At 56.9% G+C, this 24,378-nt stretch carries 19 protein-coding genes and 2 pseudogenes; 15 read left to right on the top strand and 6 right to left on the bottom strand.

Going from position 1 to position 24,378, the window contains the following annotated elements; all coding sequences use genetic code 11:
• Nucleotides 1-84 precede the first annotated feature (84 nt).
• The 14 genes and pseudogenes from gspD to AX755_RS11515 all read left to right on the top strand — a co-directional run.
• A pseudogene (gene gspD / locus AX755_RS11580) lies at nucleotides 85-1,908 on the top strand (type II secretion system secretin GspD); the annotation flags it as partial.
• A 13-nt stretch (nucleotides 1,909-1,921) separates the two neighbouring features.
• Nucleotides 1,922-3,400 carry a type II secretion system ATPase GspE gene (gene gspE, locus AX755_RS11575; protein ID WP_062856791.1) on the top strand — a complete coding sequence of 493 codons (1,479 nt, stop codon included), beginning with the start codon at nucleotides 1,922-1,924 and terminating at the stop codon, nucleotides 3,398-3,400.
• Nucleotides 3,400-4,608, top strand: a complete 1,209-nt coding sequence (gene gspF / locus AX755_RS11570) for a type II secretion system inner membrane protein GspF (RefSeq protein WP_020689910.1) — start codon at nucleotides 3,400-3,402, stop codon at nucleotides 4,606-4,608. The genes gspE and gspF overlap by 1 nt, the downstream gene beginning before the upstream one ends.
• A 2-nt stretch (nucleotides 4,609-4,610) precedes the next feature.
• Entirely contained in the window at nucleotides 4,611-5,060 is a 450-nt protein-coding gene (gspG, locus tag AX755_RS11565) for a type II secretion system major pseudopilin GspG (RefSeq protein WP_013097349.1), read from the top strand.
• The gene (gene gspH / locus AX755_RS11560) at nucleotides 5,060-5,545 is read left to right on the top strand and encodes a type II secretion system minor pseudopilin GspH (RefSeq protein WP_020689911.1); all 486 of its coding nucleotides are present in this window, start codon (nucleotides 5,060-5,062) and stop codon (nucleotides 5,543-5,545) included. Before gspG ends, gspH begins: the two co-directional genes overlap by 1 nt.
• Complete coding sequence (gspI, locus tag AX755_RS11555) at nucleotides 5,538-5,912, top strand: type II secretion system minor pseudopilin GspI (protein ID WP_029883205.1); 375 nt, start codon at nucleotides 5,538-5,540, stop codon at nucleotides 5,910-5,912. The genes gspH and gspI overlap by 8 nt, the downstream gene beginning before the upstream one ends.
• Nucleotides 5,909-6,580: a type II secretion system minor pseudopilin GspJ gene (gspJ, locus tag AX755_RS11550; RefSeq protein WP_013097346.1), complete on the top strand. Its 672-nt coding sequence runs from the start codon at nucleotides 5,909-5,911 to the stop codon at nucleotides 6,578-6,580. Before gspI ends, gspJ begins: the two co-directional genes overlap by 4 nt.
• A complete protein-coding gene (gspK, locus tag AX755_RS11545; protein WP_062856790.1) occupies nucleotides 6,577-7,593 on the top strand; it encodes a type II secretion system minor pseudopilin GspK in 1,017 nt (338 codons plus the stop codon). The genes gspJ and gspK overlap by 4 nt, the downstream gene beginning before the upstream one ends.
• A 15-nt stretch (nucleotides 7,594-7,608) precedes the next feature.
• Nucleotides 7,609-8,739, top strand: coding sequence for a type II secretion system protein GspL (gene gspL / locus AX755_RS11540; protein WP_062856789.1), 1,131 nt, complete (start codon nucleotides 7,609-7,611; stop codon nucleotides 8,737-8,739).
• On the top strand, nucleotides 8,736-9,221 hold the full coding sequence (locus AX755_RS11535; protein WP_023621352.1) for a type II secretion system protein M: 486 nt from the start codon (nucleotides 8,736-8,738) through the stop codon (nucleotides 9,219-9,221). Before gspL ends, AX755_RS11535 begins: the two co-directional genes overlap by 4 nt.
• Nucleotides 9,218-10,015, top strand: coding sequence for a prepilin peptidase (locus AX755_RS11530; RefSeq protein WP_062856788.1), 798 nt, complete (start codon nucleotides 9,218-9,220; stop codon nucleotides 10,013-10,015). Before AX755_RS11535 ends, AX755_RS11530 begins: the two co-directional genes overlap by 4 nt.
• A 263-nt stretch (nucleotides 10,016-10,278) precedes the next feature.
• Nucleotides 10,279-12,981, top strand: coding sequence for a glycosyl hydrolase family 18 protein (locus tag AX755_RS11525; protein WP_062856787.1), 2,703 nt, complete (start codon nucleotides 10,279-10,281; stop codon nucleotides 12,979-12,981).
• Between the two features lie 137 nt (nucleotides 12,982-13,118).
• Nucleotides 13,119-13,571, top strand: coding sequence for a type III secretion system invasion protein IagB (gene iagB, locus AX755_RS11520; protein ID WP_029883008.1), 453 nt, complete (start codon nucleotides 13,119-13,121; stop codon nucleotides 13,569-13,571).
• 137 nt (nucleotides 13,572-13,708) lie between these two features.
• The gene (locus tag AX755_RS11515) at nucleotides 13,709-15,550 is read left to right on the top strand and encodes a glycoside hydrolase family 19 protein (protein ID WP_062856786.1); all 1,842 of its coding nucleotides are present in this window, start codon (nucleotides 13,709-13,711) and stop codon (nucleotides 15,548-15,550) included.
• A gap of 145 nt (nucleotides 15,551-15,695) precedes the next feature.
• Here AX755_RS11515 and AX755_RS11510 read toward each other — a convergent pair.
• From AX755_RS11510 to poxB, 4 genes and pseudogenes are all read right to left on the bottom strand, one after another.
• Nucleotides 15,696-16,708 (bottom strand): annotated as a pseudogene (locus AX755_RS11510) (NAD-dependent epimerase/dehydratase family protein).
• Between the two features lie 92 nt (nucleotides 16,709-16,800).
• Entirely contained in the window at nucleotides 16,801-18,237 is a 1,437-nt protein-coding gene (locus AX755_RS11505) for an SDR family oxidoreductase (RefSeq protein WP_029883005.1), read from the bottom strand.
• A gap of 10 nt (nucleotides 18,238-18,247) precedes the next feature.
• Entirely contained in the window at nucleotides 18,248-19,249 is a 1,002-nt protein-coding gene (gene ltaE, locus AX755_RS11500; protein WP_062856785.1) for a low-specificity L-threonine aldolase, read from the bottom strand.
• 38 nt (nucleotides 19,250-19,287) lie between these two features.
• Entirely contained in the window at nucleotides 19,288-21,006 is a 1,719-nt protein-coding gene (gene poxB, locus AX755_RS11495) for a ubiquinone-dependent pyruvate dehydrogenase (protein WP_062856784.1), read from the bottom strand.
• 152 nt (nucleotides 21,007-21,158) lie between these two features.
• On the opposite strand from poxB, the gene AX755_RS11490 reads away from it, so the two are divergent.
• Nucleotides 21,159-21,593 (top strand): DoxX family protein, encoded by a 435-nt coding sequence (locus AX755_RS11490; RefSeq protein WP_040022874.1) that lies wholly within the window; start codon nucleotides 21,159-21,161, stop codon nucleotides 21,591-21,593.
• A gap of 97 nt (nucleotides 21,594-21,690) precedes the next feature.
• Here the strand turns inward: AX755_RS11490 and hcr are convergent, their stop codons facing one another.
• Both hcr and hcp read right to left on the bottom strand, forming a co-directional pair.
• Complete coding sequence (hcr, locus tag AX755_RS11485; protein ID WP_062856783.1) at nucleotides 21,691-22,659, bottom strand: NADH oxidoreductase; 969 nt, start codon at nucleotides 22,657-22,659, stop codon at nucleotides 21,691-21,693.
• Nucleotides 22,660-22,669: 10 nt separating this feature from the next.
• Nucleotides 22,670-24,322 carry a hydroxylamine reductase gene (gene hcp, locus AX755_RS11480; protein WP_023622157.1) on the bottom strand — a complete coding sequence of 551 codons (1,653 nt, stop codon included), beginning with the start codon at nucleotides 24,320-24,322 and terminating at the stop codon, nucleotides 22,670-22,672.
• Nucleotides 24,323-24,378: the final 56 nt, after the last annotated feature.

Below are 24,378 nucleotides of genomic sequence, written 5' to 3'. Positions count from 1 at the left end.
AGGGACAGCTGATAGAAACAGAAGCCACTGGAGCACCTCAAAAACACCATCATACACTAAATCAGTAAGTTGGCACCATTACCTCGCGAATTTATCGATACGGTAAGTCGCAATCTGAATAAAACGATTCTTGTCGATCCGTCCGTTCAGGGCACGGTGTCGGTGAGAACCTATAACGTGCTGTCGGAAGATGAATATTATCAGTTCTTCCTGAGCGTGCTGGATCTCTACGGTCTGTCGGTGATCCCAATGGATAACGGCATGATCAAAGTGGTGCGTTCCAGCGTGGCGCGTACCGCCGGAGTGCCGGTGGCCGACAGCAGAAACCCGGGCAAAGGGGATGAGATCATCACCCGCGTAGTGCGCATGGAGAACGTCCCCGTGCGCGAGCTGGCCCCGCTGCTGCGCCAGCTGAACGATGCCTCGGGGATCGGCAACGTGGTCCATTTTGAACCTTCTAACGTGCTGCTGTTAACCGGGAAAGCCTCGGTGGTGAACCGCCTGGTGGATCTGGTTCAGCGCGTGGACCGTTCCGGTATGCAGCGTCGTGAAATCGTACCGTTGCGCTATGCCTCGGCGAAAGAGCTCTCCGATATGTTGAACAACCTCAACAATGAAGAGCAGAAAGGGCAGAACGCCCCACAGCTGGCGACCAAAGTGGTGGCCGATGATGAAACCAACAGCCTGGTGATCAGCGGCACCGAAGATGCCCGCGCGCGTACCCGCTCGCTGATTGGCCAGCTCGACCGCGAACAGAACAACGAGGGCAATACCCGCGTCTTCTACCTGAAATACGCCAACGCCTCGAAAGTGGTGCCAGTGCTGACCGGTATCGGTGAGCAGCTGAAAGACAAAGCCGGTACCGCGAAAAGCAAAACCGCGACAACCAATAGCGAGCTGAATATCACCGCCGATGAGTCCACCAACTCGCTGGTGATCACCGCTCAGCCAAACGTCATGAACTCGCTGGAGAAGGTGATCGACAAGCTGGATATTCGTCGTCCGCAGGTGCTGGTGGAAGCCATCATTGCGGAAGTGCAGGACGGTAACGGCATGGATCTCGGCGTGCAGTGGACCGGCAAACACGGCGGCGTGCAGTTCGGTTCAACCGGTCTGCCCATTAGCCAGGTCAAAAACGGCACGATCAAAGGGGCCTCCTTTACTGGCCTGGCGACCGGTTTCTTCAACGGTGACTATGGCGCACTGCTGACCGCGCTCTCCACCAGCGGCAAGAACGATATTCTCTCCACGCCAAGCGTGGTGACGCTGGATAACAAAGAAGCGTCGTTCAACGTGGGTCAGGATGTGCCGGTGCTGTCGGGTTCTCAGACCACCAGCGGCGACAACGTCTTTAACTCGGTTGAGCGTAAAACCGTCGGTACCAAGCTGAAGATTGTTCCGCAGATCAACGACGGGGACATGATCCACCTGAAGATCGAGCAGGAGGTCTCCAGCGTTGACGCCAGCGCCACCGAAGACGCCAGCCTCGGCCCAACCTTCAACACCCGTACCATCAACAACGAAGTGATGGTCCACAGTGGCCAGACGGTGGTGCTGGGCGGTCTGATGGAAAACGTCAGCAAACAGAACGTGTCGAAAGTGCCGCTGCTCGGCGATCTGCCGCTGGTGGGACAGCTGTTCCGCTATACGTCGGAGGATACGTCGAAGCGCAACCTGATGGTCTTTATCCATACCACGGTCCTGCGTGATGACGACAACTACAGCGCGGCGACGAAGGAGAAATACGACCAGATCCGCGCCCGTCAACAGCAGCGTCTGGAGGAGAAAAAGCTCGGCATTGTTGAGAACACCGATAACGCCGTCCTGCCTGCCTATCCAAAGCAGGATCACTCCATGCCGGTCGGCGTGAGCGCACCTGCCACCACGCGCAACCCCTTCAAAGAGTAAGGGGAGGTGACGCGTGGATGAACTGACGAAACAGCTTTGCACCAGCGGCTTTGCGAAGGAGAACGGCATCCTTTTCTGGAACGACACGGTCTATATCCGTGACGACGTCCCCGCGTTTGCGCTACTGGAGATGCGCCGGGTACTGGGGCACGCCTTTGTGCCCCAGGCGCTGAGCGCGGAGGCGTTTGATGAGATGCTGGCCAAAATCTGGCAGCAGAACAGCGGCGTTTCGCAGCAGCTGGTAGACGATATGGATGCGGATATCGATCTGATGGCGTTAACCGAGGAGATCCCGGACAACGAAGATCTGCTGGATAACGACGAAAACTCGCCGGTGATCCGCCTGATCAACGCCATTCTCGGCGAAGCGGTGAAAGACGGTGCATCGGATATCCATATCGAAACCTTTGAGCGCACGCTGAGCATCCGTTTTCGCGTTGACGGCGTGCTGCGCCCGGTGCTCCAGCCCGCACGTAAACTGGCCCCGCTGCTGGTCTCGCGTATTAAGGTCATGTCGAAACTCGACATCGCCGAAAAACGTCTGCCGCAGGATGGCCGTATCTCCCTGCGCATTGGCCGCAAGGCGATTGACGTGCGTGTCTCGACCATTCCGTCGCAGTACGGCGAGCGCGTGGTCATGCGTCTGCTCGACAAGAGCAACCTGAAACCGGATATCAACAAGCTCGGACTCATTGATGAAGAGCTGGAAAAACTGAAAGGGCTGATTAACCGCCCGCACGGCATCATCCTGGTCACCGGGCCGACAGGCTCCGGTAAAAGTACCACCCTGTATGCCATTCTGTCGGCCCTGAACGGACATGAACGCAACATTCTGACCGTCGAAGATCCGATTGAGTACGAGCTGGAAGGGGTGGGGCAGACGCAGGTCAACCCGCGCGTGGACATGACCTTTGCCCGCGGCCTGCGCGCCATTTTGCGTCAGGATCCGGACGTGGTGATGATCGGGGAAATTCGTGACGGTGAAACCGCGCAAATCGCGGTGCAGGCGTCGCTCACCGGTCACCTGGTCATGTCTACGCTGCACACCAACAGTGCGGCGGGGGCCATCACCCGTCTGCGGGATATGGGGCTGGAGTCCTTTTTAATTGGTTCGTCGCTACTCGGCGTCATTGCCCAGCGTCTGGTGCGTCGGCTGTGTCCGCACTGCCGTACCACCAGTCCGCTGGATGACAATGAAAAAGCGCTGTTTAGCTTTATGGATAAGCCACCAAAGGCCATCTATCGCGCCGTTGGTTGCGACCAGTGCCGCCAGAGCGGGTATCAGGGACGCGCGGGCATTCACGAGTTTCTGGTGGTCGACAGCGCCATGCGCCGCGCCATTCATGAAGATAAAGATGAGATGTCCATTGAGACCGAGCTGTTCAAACAGGCCTACAGCCTGCGCGAAAACGGGCTGATGAAGGTCATCAGCGGTATCACGTCCCTTGAAGAGGTGATGCGCGTGACCGCCGAGCGTGGAGGCGATGAATAATGGCTTTCTACGCGTGGACTGCGACCGATGCCGCCGGAAAAACCCAGCGCGGCACGCTGCAGGCGGAAGGACCTAAGCAGGTGCGCCAGTCGCTTCGTGAGCAGAAGCTGATGCCGCTCACCATCACCGAAACCCGTGAAAATGCGGCCAGCGCTAAAGCCAAAACCGGCGCCAGACTCTCTGTGCCGGTGCTGTCGATGTTCACCCGTCAGCTGTCAACGCTGGTTAACGCGTCGCTGCCGCTGGAAAGCGCCCTGAAGGCCATTTCAAAGCAGACGGAAGACAAAAAGCTGGCGGCTATGGTGACGGAGATCCGCGAGAAAGTGGTGGAAGGGCATACGCTGTTTGATGCCTTCAGCCAGTTCCCGCGCACCTTCGACAAGCTGTACTGCACGCTGGTGATGGCCGGGGAAAAAACCGGCCACCTCGGCGATGTGCTGGAGAAGCTGGCAGAGTACAACGAGCAGCGCCAGAAGATGAAAAGCAAGCTGACGCAGGCGATGGTCTACCCGATCACCCTGACGGTGGTTGCCGTGGCGGTGATCAGCATCCTGCTGGTGGCGGTGGTGCCGCAGGTCATCGAGCAGTTCGTGCACATGAAACAGCAGTTGCCGATCACCACCCGTACGCTGATTGCGGTGAGCGATTTTCTGCAGGCGTACGGGATCTACATTGCCGGAGGGCTGTTCGGCGCAATCGTGGGCTTTAAGACGTGGGTGAAGAAAACCACAAACCGCTTTCGCTGGCACAGCTGGCTGGTGAATGGCTCGCCGATCAAAAAGCTGGTCTGCGCCATCAACAGCGCCCGCTATATCCGCACGCTCAGCATTCTGCAGGCCAGTAGCGTCCCGCTACTGGAGGGGATGTATATCGCGATGGACGGGATCGAAAACCTCTATGCCCGGCAGGTGCTGGAGCAGGCGGCGGATACCGTACGTCAGGGCGCTTCTCTGTATAACGCGCTGGACCAGGCGAAACTCTTTCCGCCGACCATGCTGTACATGATTGCCTCCGGCGAAGAGAGCGGGGAATTAGGTTCATTAATGGATCGCGCCGCGGAAAACCAGGAATCGGCATTACAGCATCGAATTACGTTAACGCTGTCGGTATTTGAACCGGCACTGGTGGTGACAATGGCGACAGTGGTTTTATTTATCGTGCTGTCAATACTACAACCGCTTCTTCAGCTCAATAATATGGTGGGTTAAATATGTCTTTAAAACGAAATAGCCTGAAAGGTCAGGCCGGTTTTACCTTGCTCGAATTAATGGTGGTGATCGTTATTCTCGGTGTGCTCGCCAGTATGGTGGTACCAAATTTAATGGGGAATAAAGAAAAAGCCGATGCCCAGAAAGCAACCAGCGATATTGTGGCGCTGGAAGGTTCGCTGGATATGTACAAGCTGGATAACCACCGTTACCCCACGACGGAGCAGGGGTTGCAGGCGCTGGTCACCAAACCTGATATCGCGCCTATCCCGAAAAACTACCGTGATGATGGCTATATTCGCCGCCTGCCGGAAGATCCGTGGGGCAATGATTATATTCTGGTTAGCCCGGGCGAACATGGCGCAGTGGATGTTTTCTCTGCGGGCCCGGATGCCGAAGCGAATACCGCGGATGATATTACCAACTGGTCTTTAGATAAAAAAGAGAAGTAATGAATAAGCAACGTGGGTTTACCTTACTGGAAATTATTCTGGCGCTGGTGATATTTGCCTCCTGCGCCATGATGGTGGTGTCGACAATCCCCTCGCGCAGCGGCGCGGATATTTTCGGTCAGCAGTTAAAAGCCCTCGTTGAATATGGTTCAGACCGTGCGGTAATGGACGGAAATATCGTTGGGCTGGTGATCACCACCTCAGAATATCAGCTGGTGACCTGGGCCGAAAAAGAGGGCGAACGTCACTGGGAACCCTTAACCGCCGGGCGCATTGTCACCCACGGCCAGTTCCCGGAAGAGATGCACGTGTCGCTGTCACCGCAGCGCATTGCTGCCACAACCGACGCCACGCCGCAGATTGTCTTTTTGCCGGACGGGGAGATAAGCCGCTTCACGCTGTCCCTGCAGAGTTTCGATAAAAAGCAGCGCTTTCGCGTGGTATCGCAGGGGGCATCACCGGTTTCGGTAGAGAACGATGACTAAACGCAAAGAACAGGGGATGACCCTGCTGGAAGTGATGGTCGCTCTGGTCATCTTCTCCACCGCCGCGCTGGCGCTGATGAACTCCGTCTCGCTGAACGTGCGCTTTACCCATGGCCTGGCCGATTCGCTGCAGGCGAGCTGGGTGGCGGAAAACCAGCTGGCGGAAGCAAAGCTGAGCAACACGCCGTTCCCGGATGCCCTGCAGACAGGGACAGAAATCATGGGGGGGCGAAGCTGGATCTGGCGCAAGCAGCGGGTGAAAACCGCCGAAAATCGCTTTGCCGATGAAGTGCAGGTGTACGCCGAAGATGATGAAGACAAACCGGTGTTGAGCCTGCAGATACCGGAACCCGGAGAGGTGAAATGAGCAAGCACATTCAGCGTCAGCAGGGCTTTACGCTGCTGGAGATTATGATTGCGCTGACCATCTTCGCGGTTATCAGCACGCTTGCCTGGCAAATTCTGGACGGGGCGATGCGCACCTCGAACGCCACCGACGTGGCGGCGACTCAACTCAACCAGCTTCAGCGCGCCTATAACCTGCTGGAGCGGGATTTCTTTCAGCTTCAGGCACGCGCGCCACGCAACGAGCCTGACGTATTTGTCCAGCACGACGATGCGCTGGAGTTGACCACGCTGAACGGCGTGAGCGGTCAGGTCCAGCTGGAGCGCGTGCGCTGGCGGCTTGAGGACAAAAAACTGTGGCGCGATATCTGGCCGGTTATCGACAGCCCTGCCGATGTGAAGCCGGAAGAGGTGCCGATCCTCAGCGATGTCAAAGAGATGACGTGGCGCTTCTGGAAAGAGGGTTGGCAGAACAAATGGACCGACACGGCGCATCAGCCGGACGGCGTAGAGCTTCTGCTGACCATGGAGAATGGCGATACCTGGCGCTGGGTATTTACCACGCCGGGTGATATGCCGGTCGCCCCGGCGGCTCCAGCAGAACAAACGCCTGCGCCATCGGGGGATGCGGCCACGCCAGCGCAGCCACAACCGCAGCCGGTGCCCGCTCCGTCAGGAGAGAACAAATGAGCGGAAAATCGGTTCGAAAACAGCGCGGTGTCGCGCTGCTGGTGGTGCTAATTTTGCTGGTCATGATGTCGGCGCTGGCGGCCAAAATCAGCCAGCAGTTCTGCCGCAATCTGCAGAAAACCCGTTATCAGGTAAGCCAGCAGCAGCTGCGCTGGGCCATTCAGAGCCAGCAAAAAACCATTGAAGGTCTGCTTCAGACCTACGCCAGCGGTGACAGCCAGGGGCTGTCGCCCAAAGGGGAGTGGACAGAGCCGGTGGAGACAGAGGGTGAACACTACACCGTGGTGAGCCAGATTGAGGATGCCCAGACCTGCTTTAACGTCAATAACCTGCTGGCGGCCGATCCGACCCCCGCGGTACAGACCGCAGGGGCGTTGCCGGAAAAACCGGTCAAAGCGCGCATCGTTGAGCAGCTTCTGACCGACAGCGGCATTTCTGCCGGTGACGCAGAAGAGATTTACCAGCAGCTGATGGACTATCTCGACGGTGATACCACAACGGCCAAAGAGGGGCTGGAGTCGGATGCCTGGGCGGGCGTAGAGCCTGCGCGGCTGCTTGCGAATCAGATGATGCGCACCCCGGGCGAGCTAAAGCTGCTGCCCGCGTTTCCGGTGGCGGCCTACGGCAAGGTCAGTAAAGTGCTGTGCGCTTTACCCGACACCGCCAGCAAGGTGGATGTCAACACCCTGACCGAAGAACAGGCACCGCTATTGGCAGCCCTGTTTATCGGCTCGCTGAGCGAGGACGAGGCCGCCCGTCTGATCGCCTCCCGCCCGGAAGAGGGCTGGGAGTCGATGGAGGCATTCCAGAAAGAGCTTGAGACAAATTATCCGCAGACCAAAGACGCCCTCAAGCAGGTTCAGGCGTTTCTTGCGGTGAACAGTCACTATTTCCGGGTCAACAGTACCGGCAATACCGATGATTTAACGCTGCGCGTCGTCAGCCAGCTTCATGTTGATAATGAAGCCGGGAAGGTGATTACCTGGCAACGTCGCTACCGAATGGTTGAATAACACAAGACGAATTCTATGAAACAGGTGCTTTTTATTCGTCCCGACACGCATGAGGACGGGAACATAATGTGGTGCGAGTCCGGTAGCGACCAGGTGGAACAGCGTCAGGGCGGGGCGTCACTGGCGGCGCTTGCCGGTCACGCGTTAGCCACACGCGTTTGCCTGCTACTGCCGGCCAGCGAAATGATCTTCCGTCGCTTCACGTTGCCCAAAAAAGGCAGCGTTGAGTTCTCCTGGCTGGCTGAAGAGACGCTGATTGGCGATGTGGACACGCTTCACTGGACGGTGCTCAACAAGAAGGGGCGGGAAGTGGATGCGGTGGCCATTGATGCGGCGCGTCTGCAGTACTGGCTGGAGCGCTGTGCCGATGCCGGGCTGACGGTGGTGCAGGTGCTGCCCGATGCGATCCTTCTGCCGGTAACCGAAGGCGGCAGCACGCTGGTCTCCACCGACAACGGCTACTGGATGCGCTATTCGCCGTTTGGCGCCTGTGAAACCGACGCCGCCCTGTTGCCGCTGCTGTTGAGTCAGCAGTGCGCCGGTAACCTCGTCTGTTACGGCGATGCGCCAGCGGACGTGCAGATGGATGAGCAACGGGCCTGGCAGCATCCGCTGGTGCTGATCCAGCCGCAGTGGAAAAGCTGCAAAGCAAACCTGCTGCACGGCGTTTTTAGCGCCACGGGTGCACAGACCGGTTTCCGTTATGCGAAACCGGCCCTTGCCGCCATGGCGGTGCTGAGTCTCGGGCTGCTGGTTGGCCCTCGTATCGGCATGGCATGGATGCTCTCTACCCAGGAAAACCTGGCCCAGCAGCAGATGGTGGAATTGGCCCAGCACTATTTCCCCACGCTGCGCCAGACCACCAACCTGAAGTACCACTTCGGGCAGAACATCAAGAAAGAGAAGAAAGGGATCTTTCTTCAACTGGACGCACTGGAGCAGATCAAGCAATCGCTCCCGGCGGTCGAACTGAGTGAAGTGGGATACGACGACACCCAGAATCAGCTCACGCTGAACATCCGTTCGATGGATCCCACGGCGTTGCAGGCGTTCGTCAATAAGGCGAGTGATACCTTCGACTTTACGCTGCAGCCGGTCTCCAGTGAAGCGCCTTATACCGCTATCATCACAGGGAAATATAAATGAAAGAGAAAATTGGACAATTAAAAGCACGCTATTTGCGTTACAGCCCGCGCGAACGAACGCTGATTAAACTCTGTGGCTCGGCGCTCTGTTGCGCCATTATCTGGTACGGTGTAATGACCCCGCTGGATAATATTATTAAAAATGAGAAAAGCACGCTGCAAAAACAGAAACAGACCCTGAACTGGATGCGTGCAGAAATTAATAAAAATCACCTTCAGGCGAAAGTATTAAAAACCAGTAACCCGAGAAGCGTGGTGGAAGAGAGCGCCAAAGAGATCCACGTTGCGCTGAGTAATATCCAGCAGGACGGGCAAACCCTGACGTTTAATATTGATCGGGTCAACGTCTATGAACTGAAAAACTGGCTTCGGGAGGTGAATTTAACCACCGGGGTTCGTCTGGAGAAAATGGATCTCACGCCGGTTGATCACCTTAGCGATGTAAAGGCCCAGATTAAGCTCTCCTGGGCGAAAGTGGCATGAACTCGCTGACGCTGCTTCAGGGCAGCCAGATGCCCGCCCTTTGCCTGCTCAGCGGCACGCTTGGCGGCATTATCGGCAGCTTTCTGGGGGTGGTGGTCGAACGCATTCCCCCGCTCATTAAAGAGGAGGAGGGTGCCGGAAACCTGCTGTTTCCGGCCTCCCACTGTCCAGCATGCTCCCACACGCTCGCCTGGTGGGAAAATATCCCGGTTCTGAGCTGGTGTTGCCTGCGTGGGCGCTGCCGCTGCTGCCAGACCGCGATCCCGCTGCGTCTGCTGTTGCTTGAACTTTCCAGCGCCCTGTTTTTTGCCCTGACGGCGGCGTACGCCCCGTCTGCGGCTGCATTGATGTCGCTGTGGGTGCTCTGGTGTGGACTGCTGCCGCTGGCGGCGATAGACGCAAAACACATGCTGCTGCCGGACTGCCTGACGCAGCCGCTGCTGTGGGCGGGCCTGCTGAATCATGCGCTTTTTCATACCATACCTTTGTCGGATGCCCTGTTTGGCGCGGCGGCGGGCTACCTGTCGCTGTGGCTTCTCTACTGGGCCTTTCGCCTGACAACAGGACGCGAGGGATTGGGCTACGGTGATTTTAAGCTGCTGGCTGCGCTGGGCGCGTGGTGCGGCTGGCAGGCGTTACCTTCGTTATTGCTCGCGGCGGCATTAAGCGGTATCGCACTGTATTTTGTTTTTTATAAAGCGGTTAAAGAAAATAGCGTTATTCCGTTTGGCCCTCTGTTGTCACTCACCGGTTTGGTTATTTTTATTCTGCAGACCTTGCAATTCACATTCTGATTTACGCGGTCAAGTTTTTTTTGAAATTTTTTCGCTGAGGGAATGAAAGGACGTCAACTCATTCCCGGAGTATTGTAAGAAACATAAGCTGTAAGGATTGCCGCTCATGTCTTTTTATGGAGGGTATATTAGCACTATACATGGTTAGTAAAATTAAATTGGGTTTGTGGTTTTAATTAAATAGCTTATTCAGTACTCGCCCATGTTATATGGAATACATGGTCCTTTTCATTTATCAAAAATAAGATTATCAGGAATTAATAATGAAATTTATGAAGCCAACCTATCTGGCACTCTTTGTCGCAGCCGTTTCCGGCTCTGCGTTCGCCGCAGCGCCAGGTACGCCTTCAATCAGCAGCGGTAACGATAAATTTGCCATCGTTGAAGTGGACCAGGCCGTAGTGGACTACGGTAATCTTGTTAAGGTTCATAACGACGGTGTCGACGTAAAAGTCGAGTGGAACGTCTGGAGCGGCGACGCGCCGACCTCCGGTAAAGTGCTGCTGGATGGCAAGACCGTCTGGTCCGGTGCTGCCGGTGCATCCGGTTCTGCCACCTTTAAAGTGAAAAAAGGCGGTCGCTACCAGGAGCAGGTTGAACTCTGTAACAACAGCGGCTGTACCAAAAGCGCAAGCAAGCTGATCATCGTGGCGGATACTGACGGTAGCCACCTCCTGCCGCTGAATGCGCCTCTGCAGGAAAACAACAAAACCTTCGCAAAACATACCGATAAAGTGGTTGCCGCCTACTTCCCTGAGTGGGGCGTTTATGGCCGTGACTTCCCGGTCGATAAAATCCCTGCCGCTAACCTGAACCACATCCTGTACGGCTTCATTCCAATCTGTGGCGGCGACGGCATCAACGACGGTCTGAAAACCGTTGAAAACGGCAACAGCTTCGCCAACCTGCAGAAAGCCTGTGCTGGCCGTCCTGACTACACCGTGGCGATCCACGATCCGTGGGCTGCGCTGCAGAAACCACAGTCCGGCGTATCTAACTGGGACGACCCGTACAAAGGTAACTTCGGCCAGCTGATGGCGCTGAAAAAAGCCCATCCTGACCTGAAAATTCTGCCATCCATTGGCGGCTGGACCATGTCCGATCCGTTCTATCACATGAACGATTCCGCGATCCGTGCACGTTTCGTGGCCTCTGTTAAAGACTTCCTGAAAACCTGGAAATTCTTCGACGGCGTGGATATCGACTGGGAATTCCCGGGCGGCGGCGGTGTGAACGAATCGCTGGGCAACCCGCAGGTGGATAAAGCAACCTACACCGCGCTGATGCACGATCTGCGTACCATGCTGAACGAACTGTCAGCTGAAACCGGACGCACCTATGAACTGACCAGCGCCATCGGTGCCGGTAAAGACAAGATTGAAGACGTGGATTACACCACGGCGCAGCAGTATCTCGATCACATCTTCCTGATGAGCTACGACTTCTACGGCGCGTGGAGCATGACCGATTTGGGCCACCAGGCTGCGCTGCATGCACCAGCATGGCGTCCGGACACCAACTACACCACCGAAAATGGCGTTAACGCGCTGCTGGAGCAGGGCGTACAGCCAGGCAAAATCGTGGTGGGTACCGGCATGTACGGTCGTGGCTGGACTGGCGTTCACGGCTATACCGGCAACAACCCGTTCACCGGTACGGCGACTGACGGCGTGAAAGGCACCTGGGAACCAGGCGTTGTTGACTATCGTCAGATTGTGAACGAGTACAAAGGCAAGCCAGGCTGGGAATATGGCTACGACGCAGATGCTGAAGCGCCATACGTCTTCAACAAATCCACCGGCGAGCTGATCTCTTATGAAGATGCCCGTTCCGCAACGGCAAAAGGTAAGTACGTTCTGGCGAAAAACCTGGGCGGCCTGTTCGCGTGGTCTATCGACTCCGATAACGGCGACATCCTGAACGCGATGAACGAAAGCCTGCTGGGCAGCTCCACGCCAGATCCGGTAGTGACCAACCATGCACCGGTTGCTTCTGCGGCGGATCAAACCGTGACCGGCCCTGCGACCGTGACTCTGGATGGCTCTGCCTCCACCGATCCTGATGGCGATGCGCTGACCTACAAATGGACCCAGATTTCTGGCCCAAGCGTTACCCTGACCAACAGCACCAAAGCGAAAGCGACCTTCTCTGTTGGCGCTGTAACCAGCAACCAGACCCTGGCATTCCGTCTGACCGTGACCGATCCAAAAGGTCTGAGCAGCACCGCTGACGTTCAGGTTGTGAACAAAGCGCCGAAAGCCAACCAGGCCCCTGTGGTTAACCAGATGCAGAACGTCACTCTGGAAGCCGGTCAGACCTACGCCCTGAACGTGCAGGCAGCGGATCCAGACGGCGATGCACTGACCTACGCCTGGAGCGTACCATCTGATATGCACGCGACCGGTACTGATACCTCCAGCGTACAGATCACCGCGCCGGACGTTACAACTGACTCTACCTACACCCTGAGCGTTGTCGTAAGCGACGGTAAAACCAGCGTACAGTCTAACGTACAGGTTACCGTAACGCCGAAAGCCACCCCGGTTGTGCCTGATGAAGACAATACCCCGTCTGACGAAGGCAACACGCCATCCGATGAAGGTAACACCCCATCTGATGAAGGCACTGCAACCGGCAGCTGCGATAACCCGGTAGATGCCAATGCCAGCAAATACGCGGCATGGGAATCCAGCAAAATCTACAACAACGGCGACATGGTCAGCTCCGATAATCTGGTATGGAAAGCGAAGTACTGGACTCAGGGCAACAAACCTGGCTTTAACGCCGATGCATGGGAACTGGTCAGCCAGGTGAAAATGAACTGGCGCTCCGACATGGTCTACAACGGTGGTGACAAGACAACCTATCAAGGTTTCGAGTACCGCGCGAAATGGTGGACAAAAGGTGACAAACCAGGCAACAGCGATGTATGGGTGAAAGAAGGCGCGTCAGCAGACTGCAAATAATCTTCTGAGCTTGAAATTGTGGGTGTGATATCGGCCCACAATCACTGGTCACACCCCGCTTCGGGTGTGGCCAGTACCTTCCAATAATTTAACAGGACGTGTTTGAGGAGAATAAAAAACGGCCACGCAGGTGAAGAATGAAAAGGTTTCTGTTTTTGTTATTGATATTAAGTCATAGCGCATTTGCAAATTGCTGGAATAAAGCGGCGCATTATTATCATATTGATCCGTTTTTACTTTATGCCATCGCGAATGTGGAATCGGGAATGAACCCGTACGCCATTGGCATCAATCATGACGGAACGCGCGATGTCGGATTAATGCAAATCAACAGCTCGCACTTTCCTGAACTTGAACGCAAAGGCATTAATGAAAACCGTCTGATGACAGAGCCCTGCACCTCTATTATGGTCGGCGCCTCTATTTTGTCAGGCATGATTAAGGTTTATGGATACAACTGGGAAGCGGTAGGTGCGTATAACGCCGGGCTTAAAAAAGAAAATTACCCTAAGCGCATGGTCTATGCCCATAAGGTCTGGAAAAAGTATCAGCAGTTAAAATTAGCCGCCCGCGACAGAACCAACTGGTGAGTTTTTTTGTTTTTTGAAGAGTACCCACCCGTATTCTTCAGAAAATGAAAAGCAGCTGTCTGAAGTTTATTTATTAACGGATTAATAAATGAATTTAGATTTATTTAACTTTATCGAAATTAACAGGAATAACCGAGATGAATAAAAGGACATTACTGAGCGTGCTTATTGCCGGTGCCTGCGTAGCGCCGGTGATTGCTCAGGCCACCATGCTGAAGGCGGAAAGCAGTGTGCCTTACACCATGAAAGCCAGCGATCTGGCTAAAAAGGAAAAAGAGCTCACCGATTTCCCACTGATGAAATCCGTGAAGGATACCATCCGTACGCTGGACAACGCTCAGGTCGAGCAGATTGAGCCAGGCCGTGCAGCCAACCCGGTAAACGTGAAACGCGTTGAAGGGATCCTTAAAGAGAGCGACTGGGAATACCTGTTCCCGCTGCGCGCGAAGGATTACAGCTACAGTAACTTCCTGAAAGCCGTGGGTAAATTCCCGGCGCTGTGTGATACCTACAACGATGGCCGCGACAGCGAAGCTATCTGCCGTAAAGAGCTGGCAACCATGTTTGCTCACTTCGCACAGGAAACCGGCGGCCACGAAAGCTGGCGTCCGGAGCCGGAATGGCGTCAGGCACTGGTCTATGTGCGCGAGATGGGCTGGAGCGAAGGCCAGAAGGGCGGCTATAACGGGGAGTGTAACCCGGACGTCTGGCAGGGTCAGACCTGGCCGTGCGGTAAAGACAAAGATGGCGACTTCCTGAGCTACTTTGGCCGCGGCGCTAAGCAGTTGTCCTACAACTACAACTACGGTCCATTCTCTGAAGCAATGTACGGCGATGTCCGCACGCTGCTCGACAAACCTGAGCTGGTGGCCGATACCTGGCTGAACCTGGCGAGCGCCATCTTCTTCTTCGCCTATCCACAGCCGCCAAAACCAAGCATGCTTCAGGTTATCGACGGCACCTGGCAGCCGAACGACCACGATAAAGCCAACGGTCTTGTCCCTGGCTTTGGCGTGACCACCCAGATCATCAACGGCGGCGTAGAGTGCGGTGGCCCGACTGAAATTGCCCAGTCTCAGAACCGTATCAAATACTACAAAGAGTTCGCTAACTACCTGAAAGTCCCTGTACCGGCTGACGAAGTGCTTGGCTGTGCCAACATGAAGCAGTTCGATGAAGGTGGCGCAGGTGCCCTGAAGATCTACTGGGAACAGGACTGGGGATGGAGCGCGGATACCCCAGATGGCAAGACCTACGCTTGCCAGCTGGTGGGTTACCAGACGCCATTTAGCGCGTTCAAAGACGGCGACTACACAAAGTGTGTACAGAAGTTCTTTAACGTGAACATCGTTAACGACGACGGTTCCGCGGTCGTGCCGGATGAAACACCGGCTCCTGCTCCAGCTCCGTCTGAAGATGAGACGCCAGCGCCGACACCAACACCGGATGAAACCCCGGCACCTGTGCCAGACGACATCCCGGCGGTGGTAAACCATGCGCCAGTAGCGCAGATTGCCGGTCCGATCGGTGCGGTTGAAGCCGGTGCGCAGGTCTCCCTGAGCGCAGAAGGCTCTACCGACGAAGATGGCAACAAGCTGACCTACACCTGGCGTTCCCAGGACGGCCAGACCGTTACCGGCGACGATAAAGCGGTAGTGACCTTCAACGCGCCTGAAGCCGCGACGGCGCAGCAGTATGAAATCAGCCTGACCGTCAGCGACGGCGAGCTGAGCAGCACCACCACATACCTGCTGAACGTAAAAGCCAAAGCAGCCACCCCGTCTCAGGACGAAGGCACTTCCGGCTCTTACCCGGCGTGGAGCGCGAACAGCAAGTACAGCGCAGGCGATATCGTGAACCACCACGGTAAACTGTTCCAGTGCAAACCGTTCCCGTACAGCGGCTGGTGTAACAACGCACCAATGTACTATGAACCAGGCGCAGGTCTGGCATGGTCTGAGGCCTGGACGGCTCTGTAAAAGCAAAACGGCAACCTTCGGGTTGCCGTTTTAGTCTTTACGCCCTCTCCCTGTGGAAGAGGGCCGGGGTGAGGGCATCAGGCCGCAGAGTTCTGTTTTTAGCCGGGTGGCGCTGCGCTTACCCGGCCTACATGGGGCAGGGCGCTTACCTGTGCAACTTCCCATGGTCCCGCAGCCACGCCGCGGTGCGCACAATCCCTTCATCCAGGGTCACAATCGGCTTATACCCCAGCTCATTCTCCGCGCGCGAAATATCCAGCGTGAAATCAAAATTCAGCTTCGACACGCCGTAATGCGTCAGCGCAGGCTCTTTGGCGGTTTTGCTGCCAAAACGCTCCATGCTGCGGGCAATCATATCCAGCATGGGATAAGGCACCGAGCGAATGCGGCAGTCGATGTGCAGCTCGTCGATCAGGCGCTGCACAATGGTGCGAAGGCGGCAGGGTTCGCCGTTGGTGATGTTATACGCGCGGCCCGACGCCAGTTTATCGCTGTCCGGCTGGCTCGCCAGCCACATGGCGTACACGGCATTTTCGTAGTAAGTCATGTCCACCAGCGCATCACCGCCGCGCGGCAGCAGCACGCTGCCGTAGTGGTGCATCATCTGCGCCAGGCGCGGAATAAACACTTTATCGTGCGGTCCGAAAAGACTTTGCGGACGCAGGATCGTAAAGCGCGTATGCGGGTTCGACTGCGCCAGCAGGTCGATCACCTCTTCGCTGGCCGCCTTGCTGCGGGCAAACTCACAGGCAAAACGGGCCGGACGGAACGTTTCCTGGATATCCCGGTGGTGGTGGTAGTCGAAGTAGAGCGACGGAGAGGAGATATGAATAAAGTTACGCACGCCCCAGGCAACGGCCCACTCGCCCAGACGGCGCGTGGCGCGCACGTTGGCGAGATCAAAGGCTTCCTGGGTTCCCCACGGAGAGGTAAAACTGGAGCAGTGCACAGGGTGTCGATTCCGGCGAGCATCACTTTCGCCTGAGAGGAGACCAGCTCCGTCAGGTCGGCATGGACAAACTCTGCGCCCATTTTTTGCAGCAGCTTACCCATCGCCTCGTTGCGACCGGTAGCCCTGACGCTAATGCCTTTGTTGCGCAGAAATTCGACCGCATTTCGGCCTAAGCCGCTGGTCGCCCCGGTAACCAGTACCTTCATAACAATCCACTGTGTTGAAAAGAATTTCGTGCGCATTCTTTCGTGAATTACGGCGGGTTGCAATGGGAAAGGTGAAAGAAAGCGAGTTTTATTTAGTTCTTTTCCGTTTTTTGTTCTGCCAGTTGCGCAATCCGTTTTGCCATCCCGCGGAAGATAAACAGATGTGCGGGGATCATCAGTAACCAGTAGAACAGACCGGGCATCCCATGTGGGTGCCACCAGGCGCGGACGTCCAGTTCACGGCAATCGCCTTTGTCTTTCAGCGTGAAGCAGAGCCGTCCCAGCCCTGGCGCTTTCATGCCGAACAGCAGCGCCAGCTGTTTTTCCGGTTCGACGATGATGACTTTCCAGCTGTCGACCGTATCACCCACTTTGAGGTACGGCTGCGCAGGGCGGCCTTTCGCCAGCCGGTGGCCCACCAGCAGATCCATCGCTCCGCGTGTCTGCCAGAGAATATTGCCGAAGAAATAACGCTCTTTGCCGCCGATCTGGTTCACCACCTCCCACAGCGATGCCAGGCTGGCCGAGGTTTTCACCGTGCAGCCCGCCTGTTTCGGGTAATAACCGTACTCCGGCCGCCAGCGGGCAAACGCCTGCGCGTCGTAGCCCCAGTCGCTGGAGTTCACCAGCTTCTCTTCTTCTTTCAGGGTATGGCGTACCGCGTCGTCAAAACGGATCAGCGTTTGCGGAATTAATGCGCGCAGTTCGCCATCGTCCGCCAGCAGATCGTGCTTCAGCCCCTGGATCAGCGCTTTCGCTGTCGTCGGCGGCACCGAGGTAATAACGTTTAAAAACCACACGGAGATCCAGCGGGTCGGGAAGGGAACGGGGATGAGCCAGCGTCGGCGGCCGCTGACGCGCATAAAATGCTCGAACTGTTCCTGATAGCTCAACACCTCCGGCCCGGCGGCCTCAAGCACGCGGTGCTGTTCGGCGGGATGGTCCAGCAGCGCCACCAGGTAATGCAGCAGGTTTTCCAGGGCAATCGGCGTGGTGCGAGACCGCACCCAGCGCGGTGGGGTGAGCACCGGCAGGTTGTAGACCATATCGCGCATCACTTCGAAGGCGGCAGAGCCCGCGCCGACGATGATCCCCGCCCGCAGTTCGGTGACGGGGATATCAGCGCTGCGCAAGGTGTCCGCGGTAAGCTGACGGGCGCGCAGGTGGTCGGACTGCTCATTTTCGGGCGCCTGGAGCGAGCTTAAAAAAATCACCTGCTTAACCGGCGTTTGCCGCAGGGCATCGCGGACGTTCAGGGCCACCTGACGTTCGTGGGCGATAAAATCGCCTCCTTCGCCCATGCTGTGCACCAGGTAATACAGCGTGTCGACCCCTTCCAGCAGCGCGGGCAGCGACTCAGGCCAGTTAAGGTCGACGTTGTGGCAGGTGACGCCAGGCAGGTTTAGTTTTTGCAGGCGTTCCGTGTTGCGTGCCGCCGCCAGCACCTGATGCCCCTGCTGGCTTAACGCCGTGGTCAGATGCTGACCGATATACCCGCTGGCACCGAGCACCAGAATACGTTGCGGCACGTTCTGCTCCTTAACGCTGTAAAAACGCCTGCCAGTGTTTCACGACGTCCAACAGCTGCTCGCGGCTGACGTCGAGATGCATCACCAGACGCACAACGGGTGACGCGTTGATCAGTACGCCACGCGCTTTCATGAACTCCCCAAGCGCAGCGGCGTGCTCATCACCCACCCTAACAAACAGCATGTTGGTGTCGTGTCGCATCACGTCGGCGCCAATTTCACGCAGTTGCCCGGCCATCCACGCGGCGTTGTCGTGATCGTCCTGCAGGCGTGCCACGTTGTTTTTAAGGGCATACAGACCCGCTGCGGCCAGAATACCGGCCTGGCGCATGCCGCCGCCGGTCATCTTGCGCCAGCGGTTGGCGCGTTTGATGTAGTCCGCATCGCCCACCAGCAGAGAACCCACGGGGGTGCCCAGCCCTTTTGAGAGGCAGATGGTGAACGAGTCACAATACTGCGTAATCTCGTTCAGCTCGCAGCCGTAGGCCACCACGGCGTTAAAGATTCGTGCGCCGTCCACGTGCAGGCCGAGCCTGCGCTCGCGGGTAAATTCCCACGCCGCTTTGAGGTACTCGCGCGGCAGGACTTTACCGTTGTGGGTGTTTTCAAGGCTGAGTAATTTGGTGCGGGCGAAGTGGATGTCGTCGGCTTTGATTTTTGCGGCGACTTTGTCGAGCGGGAGAGTGCCGTCCGGTACGGCGTCGATCGGCTGCGGCTGAATGCTGCCGAGCACCGCCGCGCCGCCCGCTTCGTACAGGTAGTTATGCGCTCCCTGGCCGACGATGTACTCTTCACCGCGTTCGCAGTGGCTGAGCAGCGCCACCAGGTTGGCCTGCGTTCCGGTGGGCAGGAACAGGGCGGCCTCTTTACCGCTGAGTTCTGCGGCATAGCGCTGCAGTTCGTTGACCGTTGGATCGTCACCGTAGACGTCGTCCCCGACCGGGGCGGCCATCATCTCTTCGAGCATGGCGCGACTCGGACGGGTAACGGTATCACTGCGTAAATCAATCATTTCACATCCCTTTATTTTAAGAGGTCATGCGAAATGTTTTACCTGAGCCAGTTAGTTTTTGCCAGTTCGATCACTTCATCGCCGCGGCCGCTGATGATCGCCCGCAGCATGTAGAGGCTAAAGCCTTTGGCCTGCTCCAGCTTGATCTGCGGCGGGATGGCCAGCTCCTCTTTGGCGACCACCACATCCACCAGCACCGGACCGTCGATGGAAAACGCCCGTTGCAGGGCTTCATCCACCTCGGAGGCTTTCTCCACGCGGATACCGGTTATGCCGCAGGCTTCGGCAATGCGGGCAAAGTTGGTGTCGTGCAGCTCGGTGCCGTCCGTCAGATAGCCCCCGGCCTTCATCTCCATCGCCACAAAGCCCAGCACGCTGTTATTGAAGACCACGATTTTCAGCGGCAGCTTCATCTGCACCACCGACAGGAAATCGCCCATCAGCATGCTGAATCCGCCGTCACCGCACATCGCCACCACCTGACGCTCCGGGGCGGTGGCTTTGGCACCCAGTGCCTGCGGCATGGCGTTGGCCATTGAGCCGTGGTTGAACGAGCCGAGAAGGCGGCGTTTGCCGTTCATCTTCAGGTAGCGTGCCGCCCAGACGGTTGGCGTGCCGACGTCGCAGGTAAAGATGGCATCGTCGTCCGCGAAGTGGCTGATCTGCTGCGCGAGATACTGCGGGTGGATCGCTTTGTCGCTCGGTTTGGCGAGTTCGTCCAGCCCCTTACGCGCATCGCGGTAATCGCTCAGGGCTTTGTCGAGGAATTTACGATCCGTTTTCTCTTCCATCAGCGGCAGCAGGGCGGCAAGGGTGGATTTAATGTCGCCCACCAGCGCCATATCGACCTTGCTGTGTGCACCGATGCTGGCCGGGTTAATATCGATCTGAATGATTTTGGCATCCGTCGGGTAGAACGCGCGATAGGGGAACTGGGTACCGAGCAGGATCAGCGTGTCGGCATTCATCATGGTATGGAAGCCGGACGAAAAACCGATCAGCCCGGTCATGCCCACGTCGTAAGGGTTATCGTACTCAACGTGCTCTTTGCCGCGCAGGGCATGAACAATTGGGGCTTTTAGCTTACCTGCAAATTCAAGGAGTTCCTTGTGCGCGCCAGCACAGCCGCTGCCGCACATCAGGGCGATATTGCTGGCGTAACGCAGCAGTTGCGCCAGTTTTTTCAGCTCCTCTTCAGCTGGGGTAACGACCGGCTGGGGGGCGTGATACCAGTGGGTGCTGGCCCCTTCGGGCGCAGCCTTGAGCGCCACATCCCCCGGGATCACGACCACAGAAACACCGCGGTTCAGCACCGCCTTGCGCATGGCTATCGCCAGAACCTGCGGGATCTGCTCCGGCGAGGACACCAGCTCGCAATAGTGGCTGCATTCACGGAACAGCTCCTGCGGATGCGTCTCCTGAAAATAGCCACTGCCGATTTCAGATGAGGGAATATGGGCGGCAATTGCCAGCACCGGCACGTGATTGCGGTGACAGTCGAACAGCCCGTTAATCAGGTGCAGGTTCCCTGGGCCACACGATCCGGCGCAGACGGCCAGCTCCCCGGTGAGCTGTGCTTCGGCCCCGGCGGCAAAGGCGGCGACCTCCTCATGACGGGTCGGCATCCATTCAATGGTTTTCATCTTGTTGAGGCTGTCGCTCAGCCCGTTCAGTGAATCGCCGGTTACGCCCCAGATACGTTTTACACCTGCCTGTTCAAGGGTCTTCGCTATGTATGCAGCCACGGTTTGTTTCATGGTTGTCCGTCTCCTTTTTGTGATATCGCTTACAAGCTTAGAAGAAAGTCACTGTATTGCCTGCACAATACCCCTCATTTCAGGGTGGTTTTCACCGGCAATGATTCGGCATAATCTGGCGACAGATTGGGTGAAAACGGGAATCATTTCAGATGGTTAAATCATTGTTAATTGCTGTAAACAAAAAGCTAACGTGCGACGATCTCGGCAAACTCTTGTTACGACTTGCCGTCGGTGGGCTGATGTTGTTTCACGGATTACACAAGTTATTTGGTGGTGTGGGCTTCATCAGCGGCCTGCTGGTGGAAAAAGGGCTGCCGGGGTTTATTGCTTACGGCGTATTGATTGGCGAAGTGGTGGCACCGATCCTGATTATTGTCGGCCTCTTTACGCGCCCGGCGGCGCTGGTGCTGGCGTTTACCATGATTGTGGCATGGCTGATGGTGGGCACGGGCAAAACCTTTGCACTCGATGCCGTCGGTGCGTGGGCCATTGAGAGCCTGGTGTATTTCTTTATCGGCTCGCTGGCGGTGGCGTTTTTAGGGGCAGGGCGGTACGCGGTAGGGAAAGGTCCTGCGTGGCGATAGGGTTGTTGTAGGTCGGGTAAACGTAGTGCCACCCGACAAAAAGCCCGGTGGCGCTGACGCTTACCGGGCCTACGATCGAACATTTAACGTTTATCGTTTATGCAAGGACCAGGTCCCCCTGCGGATGACATGAGCACGCCAGCACATAACCTTCAGCAATTTCTGCATCGGTCAGCGTCATGGTGCTGGTCACGCTGTACTCCCCGGAGACTACCTTCGTTTTACAGCAACCGCATACGCCCGCGCGACAGGCAGCTACCACCGGCACCTTATTGCTTTCCAGCGCCTCCAGCAGCGTGGTGCCGACGCGGCCAAAGAAGGTTTGTGCCGGTTGCAGTTTGGTGAACTGAATCCCGCTGGTTGCCGCCTCCGCCACCGGCGTGAAGAACTGCTCTTTGAAGAAGCGGGTTACGCCCAGGGCTTTCACTTCCTGTTCCACAATCTCCATATACGGTGCCGGGCCGCAGGTCATCACCGTACGGTTCGCTATATCGGGCACGCGTTGCAGCAGCTCGCGGCTCAGACGTCCCTCGACAAAACCGTGCGTCGCGTTGTGCTCTGCCACCAGCGTCACCGGATAGTTGTGCCACTCATCGGCAAAGATCACATCGTCCGGCGAGCGCACGCTGTAGATCACCTGCACGTCGGCCTGCGGGCGGTTTTTGGCCAGCCAGCGACGCATTGACATGATCGGCGTGATGCCACAGCCCGCGGCCAGCAGCAGGAATTTATCTTCGCTTTTGTCGTCACAGGTAAATTCCCCCTGCGCGTCAGACAGCCAGATGTAATCCCCGCGCTTGACGTCACGCGTGAGCCACTGCGAGCCTGCACCGTCATCGATGCGGCGGATAGTGAGCGTAATGTATTCGCTCACGCTCGGCGTCGAGGAGATCGTATAGGCGCGCAGTGTGTCCGCCGCGTTGCGGACACTGACCAGCGCATACTGACCGGCACGGTACGGGTAGTAGTCATGGCACAGCAGCGACAGCGTCCACACATCCGGCGTCTCCTGCTGGATGTGATGAACCTGCATCCGCCACGGGCACTGAGAGGTTGGCATGGTCATGAAATACTCCTTACGCGCTCAGCAGTTGCTGCATATCTTCTTCTACGGTGGTCACGGAACGCAGACCGAATTTCTCGTTCAGCACGGCCAGCAGGTCCGGCGTCAGGAAGCCTGGCGCGGTTGGGCCGGTGACGATATTGGTTACGCCCAGAGAGAGCAGGGTCAGCAGGATCACAATCGCTTTCTGCTCGAACCAGGAGAGCACCAGCGACAGCGGCAGATCGTTCACGCCGCAGCCCAGTTTCTCCGCCAGCGTGACCGCCAGAATGATGGCTGAATAGGCATCGTTACACTGACCAGCATCCACCAGACGCGGCAGCCCTTCAATGTTACCGAAGTCCAGCTTGTTGAAACGGTATTTACCGCAGGCCAGCGTCAGGATCAGGCAATCTTCCGGCACGCGGGTGGCGAAATCGGTGAAGTAGTTACGCTCACCGCGCGCGCCGTCACAGCCGCCAATCAGGAAGATGTGGCGCAGTTTTTCACGGCTGACGAGGTCAATCAGCGAGTCTGCGGCGCCGAGCAGCGTTTCGCGACCAAAACCGACAGTGATCAGGTGCGGAATTTCGCTGTACGGGAAGCCCGCCATCTGCTGCGCCTGGGCGATCACCGGACCGAAATCGTCACCTTCAAGGTGGCTCACGCCCGGCCAGCCGACGATGCTGCGGGTCCAGATGCGGTCATCATACGCGCCGACGGTCGGGTCGATGATGCAGTTAGAGGTCATCACAATTGGGCCCGGGAAGCGGGCGAACTCAACCTGCTGATTCTGCCAGCCGCTGCCGTAGTTCCCGATCAGATGTTTGAATTTACGCAGTTCCGGGTAGCCGTGTGCGGGCAGCATTTCGCCGTGGGTATAGACGTTAACGCCGGTGCCTTCGGTCTGCTTCAGCAGGTTGTAGAGATCTTTCAGGTCGTGGCCGGAGATGAGAATACATTTGCCTTCGGTCGCTTTCACATTGACCTGCGTTGGCGTTGGATGACCGTAGGTGCTGGTTTCACCGGCATCCAGAATGCTCATCACTTTGAAGTTCATCTGGCCGATTTCCATAGAGCACTCAAGCAGCGCATTCATATCGGCAGGCCAGGTGCCCAGCCACGCCATGATTTTGTGGTACTGCGCGTAGATGTCGTTATCGTACTGGCCAAGCACGTGCGCGTGCTCCATATAGGCTGCGGCACCTTTCAGGCCGTACAGGCACAGCAGGCGCAGGCCGAGAATGTTCTCGCCAATCGCGGCTTTGTCTTTGTTCGGGGTAAATTCTGCGGCCTGACGCTGTAATTCGCCCAGGTCGTCACTCACCAGCTGCAGTTCTGACATCGGGTTGTCCACGCGGGCGCTGGCATCGGCATTCAGGCACTGCGCTTTCAGCGCTTCGCGCAGGGCAATCGCTTCACGGGCGTACCCGACAATGCGCGGCGAATCAAAGTTAACGTTAGTCAGCGTGGAGAAAAAGGCGCGCGGCGCAAAGCTGTCTACGTAGTGGTCGACAATACCGTACTCGCGGGCTTTGAATGCCCAGGCGGAAAGCCCCTGCAGGGCAGCAATCAGCAGATCCTGCAGGTCTGATGTTTCTGCGGTTTTACCGCACATACCCTGCGCGTAAGAACAGCCATTGCCTGCCGGGGTACGGATAGTTTGTTCACATTGCACACAAAACATAATCACACCTGTTAAAGTTATATTTGATATACATGTTTAAGGTTATGCCTGTGTCC

Source organism: Enterobacter sp. SENG-6 (assembly GCF_001605945.1).
GTDB lineage: Bacteria > Pseudomonadota > Gammaproteobacteria > Enterobacterales > Enterobacteriaceae > Enterobacter > Enterobacter cloacae.
The sequence above is the reverse complement of the archived record's forward strand: the minus strand, read 5'-3'. Positions and strand labels throughout refer to the sequence as shown.

Bases quoted from the DNA above. Each gene is read 5' to 3' on its own strand.
- gspF (WP_020689910.1), top strand. From the start codon at position 3,400: ATGGCTTTCTACGCGTGGACTGCGACCGATGCCGCCGGAAAAACCCAG.
- gspG (WP_013097349.1), top strand. From the start codon at position 4,611: ATGTCTTTAAAACGAAATAGCCTGAAAGGTCAGGCCGGTTTTACCTTG.
- gspH (WP_020689911.1), top strand. From the start codon at position 5,060: ATGAATAAGCAACGTGGGTTTACCTTACTGGAAATTATTCTGGCGCTG.
- gspI (WP_029883205.1), top strand. From the start codon at position 5,538: ATGACTAAACGCAAAGAACAGGGGATGACCCTGCTGGAAGTGATGGTC.
- gspJ (WP_013097346.1), top strand. From the start codon at position 5,909: ATGAGCAAGCACATTCAGCGTCAGCAGGGCTTTACGCTGCTGGAGATT.
- gspK (WP_062856790.1), top strand. From the start codon at position 6,577: ATGAGCGGAAAATCGGTTCGAAAACAGCGCGGTGTCGCGCTGCTGGTG.
- gspL (WP_062856789.1), top strand. From the start codon at position 7,609: ATGAAACAGGTGCTTTTTATTCGTCCCGACACGCATGAGGACGGGAAC.
- AX755_RS11535 (WP_023621352.1), top strand. From the start codon at position 8,736: ATGAAAGAGAAAATTGGACAATTAAAAGCACGCTATTTGCGTTACAGC.
- AX755_RS11530 (WP_062856788.1), top strand. From the start codon at position 9,218: ATGAACTCGCTGACGCTGCTTCAGGGCAGCCAGATGCCCGCCCTTTGC.
- AX755_RS11525 (WP_062856787.1), top strand. From the start codon at position 10,279: ATGAAATTTATGAAGCCAACCTATCTGGCACTCTTTGTCGCAGCCGTT.
- iagB (WP_029883008.1), top strand. From the start codon at position 13,119: ATGAAAAGGTTTCTGTTTTTGTTATTGATATTAAGTCATAGCGCATTT.
- AX755_RS11515 (WP_062856786.1), top strand. From the start codon at position 13,709: ATGAATAAAAGGACATTACTGAGCGTGCTTATTGCCGGTGCCTGCGTA.
- ltaE (WP_062856785.1), bottom strand. From the start codon at position 19,249: ATGATTGATTTACGCAGTGATACCGTTACCCGTCCGAGTCGCGCCATG.
- poxB (WP_062856784.1), bottom strand. From the start codon at position 21,006: ATGAAACAAACCGTGGCTGCATACATAGCGAAGACCCTTGAACAGGCA.
- AX755_RS11490 (WP_040022874.1), top strand. From the start codon at position 21,159: ATGGTTAAATCATTGTTAATTGCTGTAAACAAAAAGCTAACGTGCGAC.
- hcr (WP_062856783.1), bottom strand. From the start codon at position 22,659: ATGACCATGCCAACCTCTCAGTGCCCGTGGCGGATGCAGGTTCATCAC.
- hcp (WP_023622157.1), bottom strand. From the start codon at position 24,322: ATGTTTTGTGTGCAATGTGAACAAACTATCCGTACCCCGGCAGGCAAT.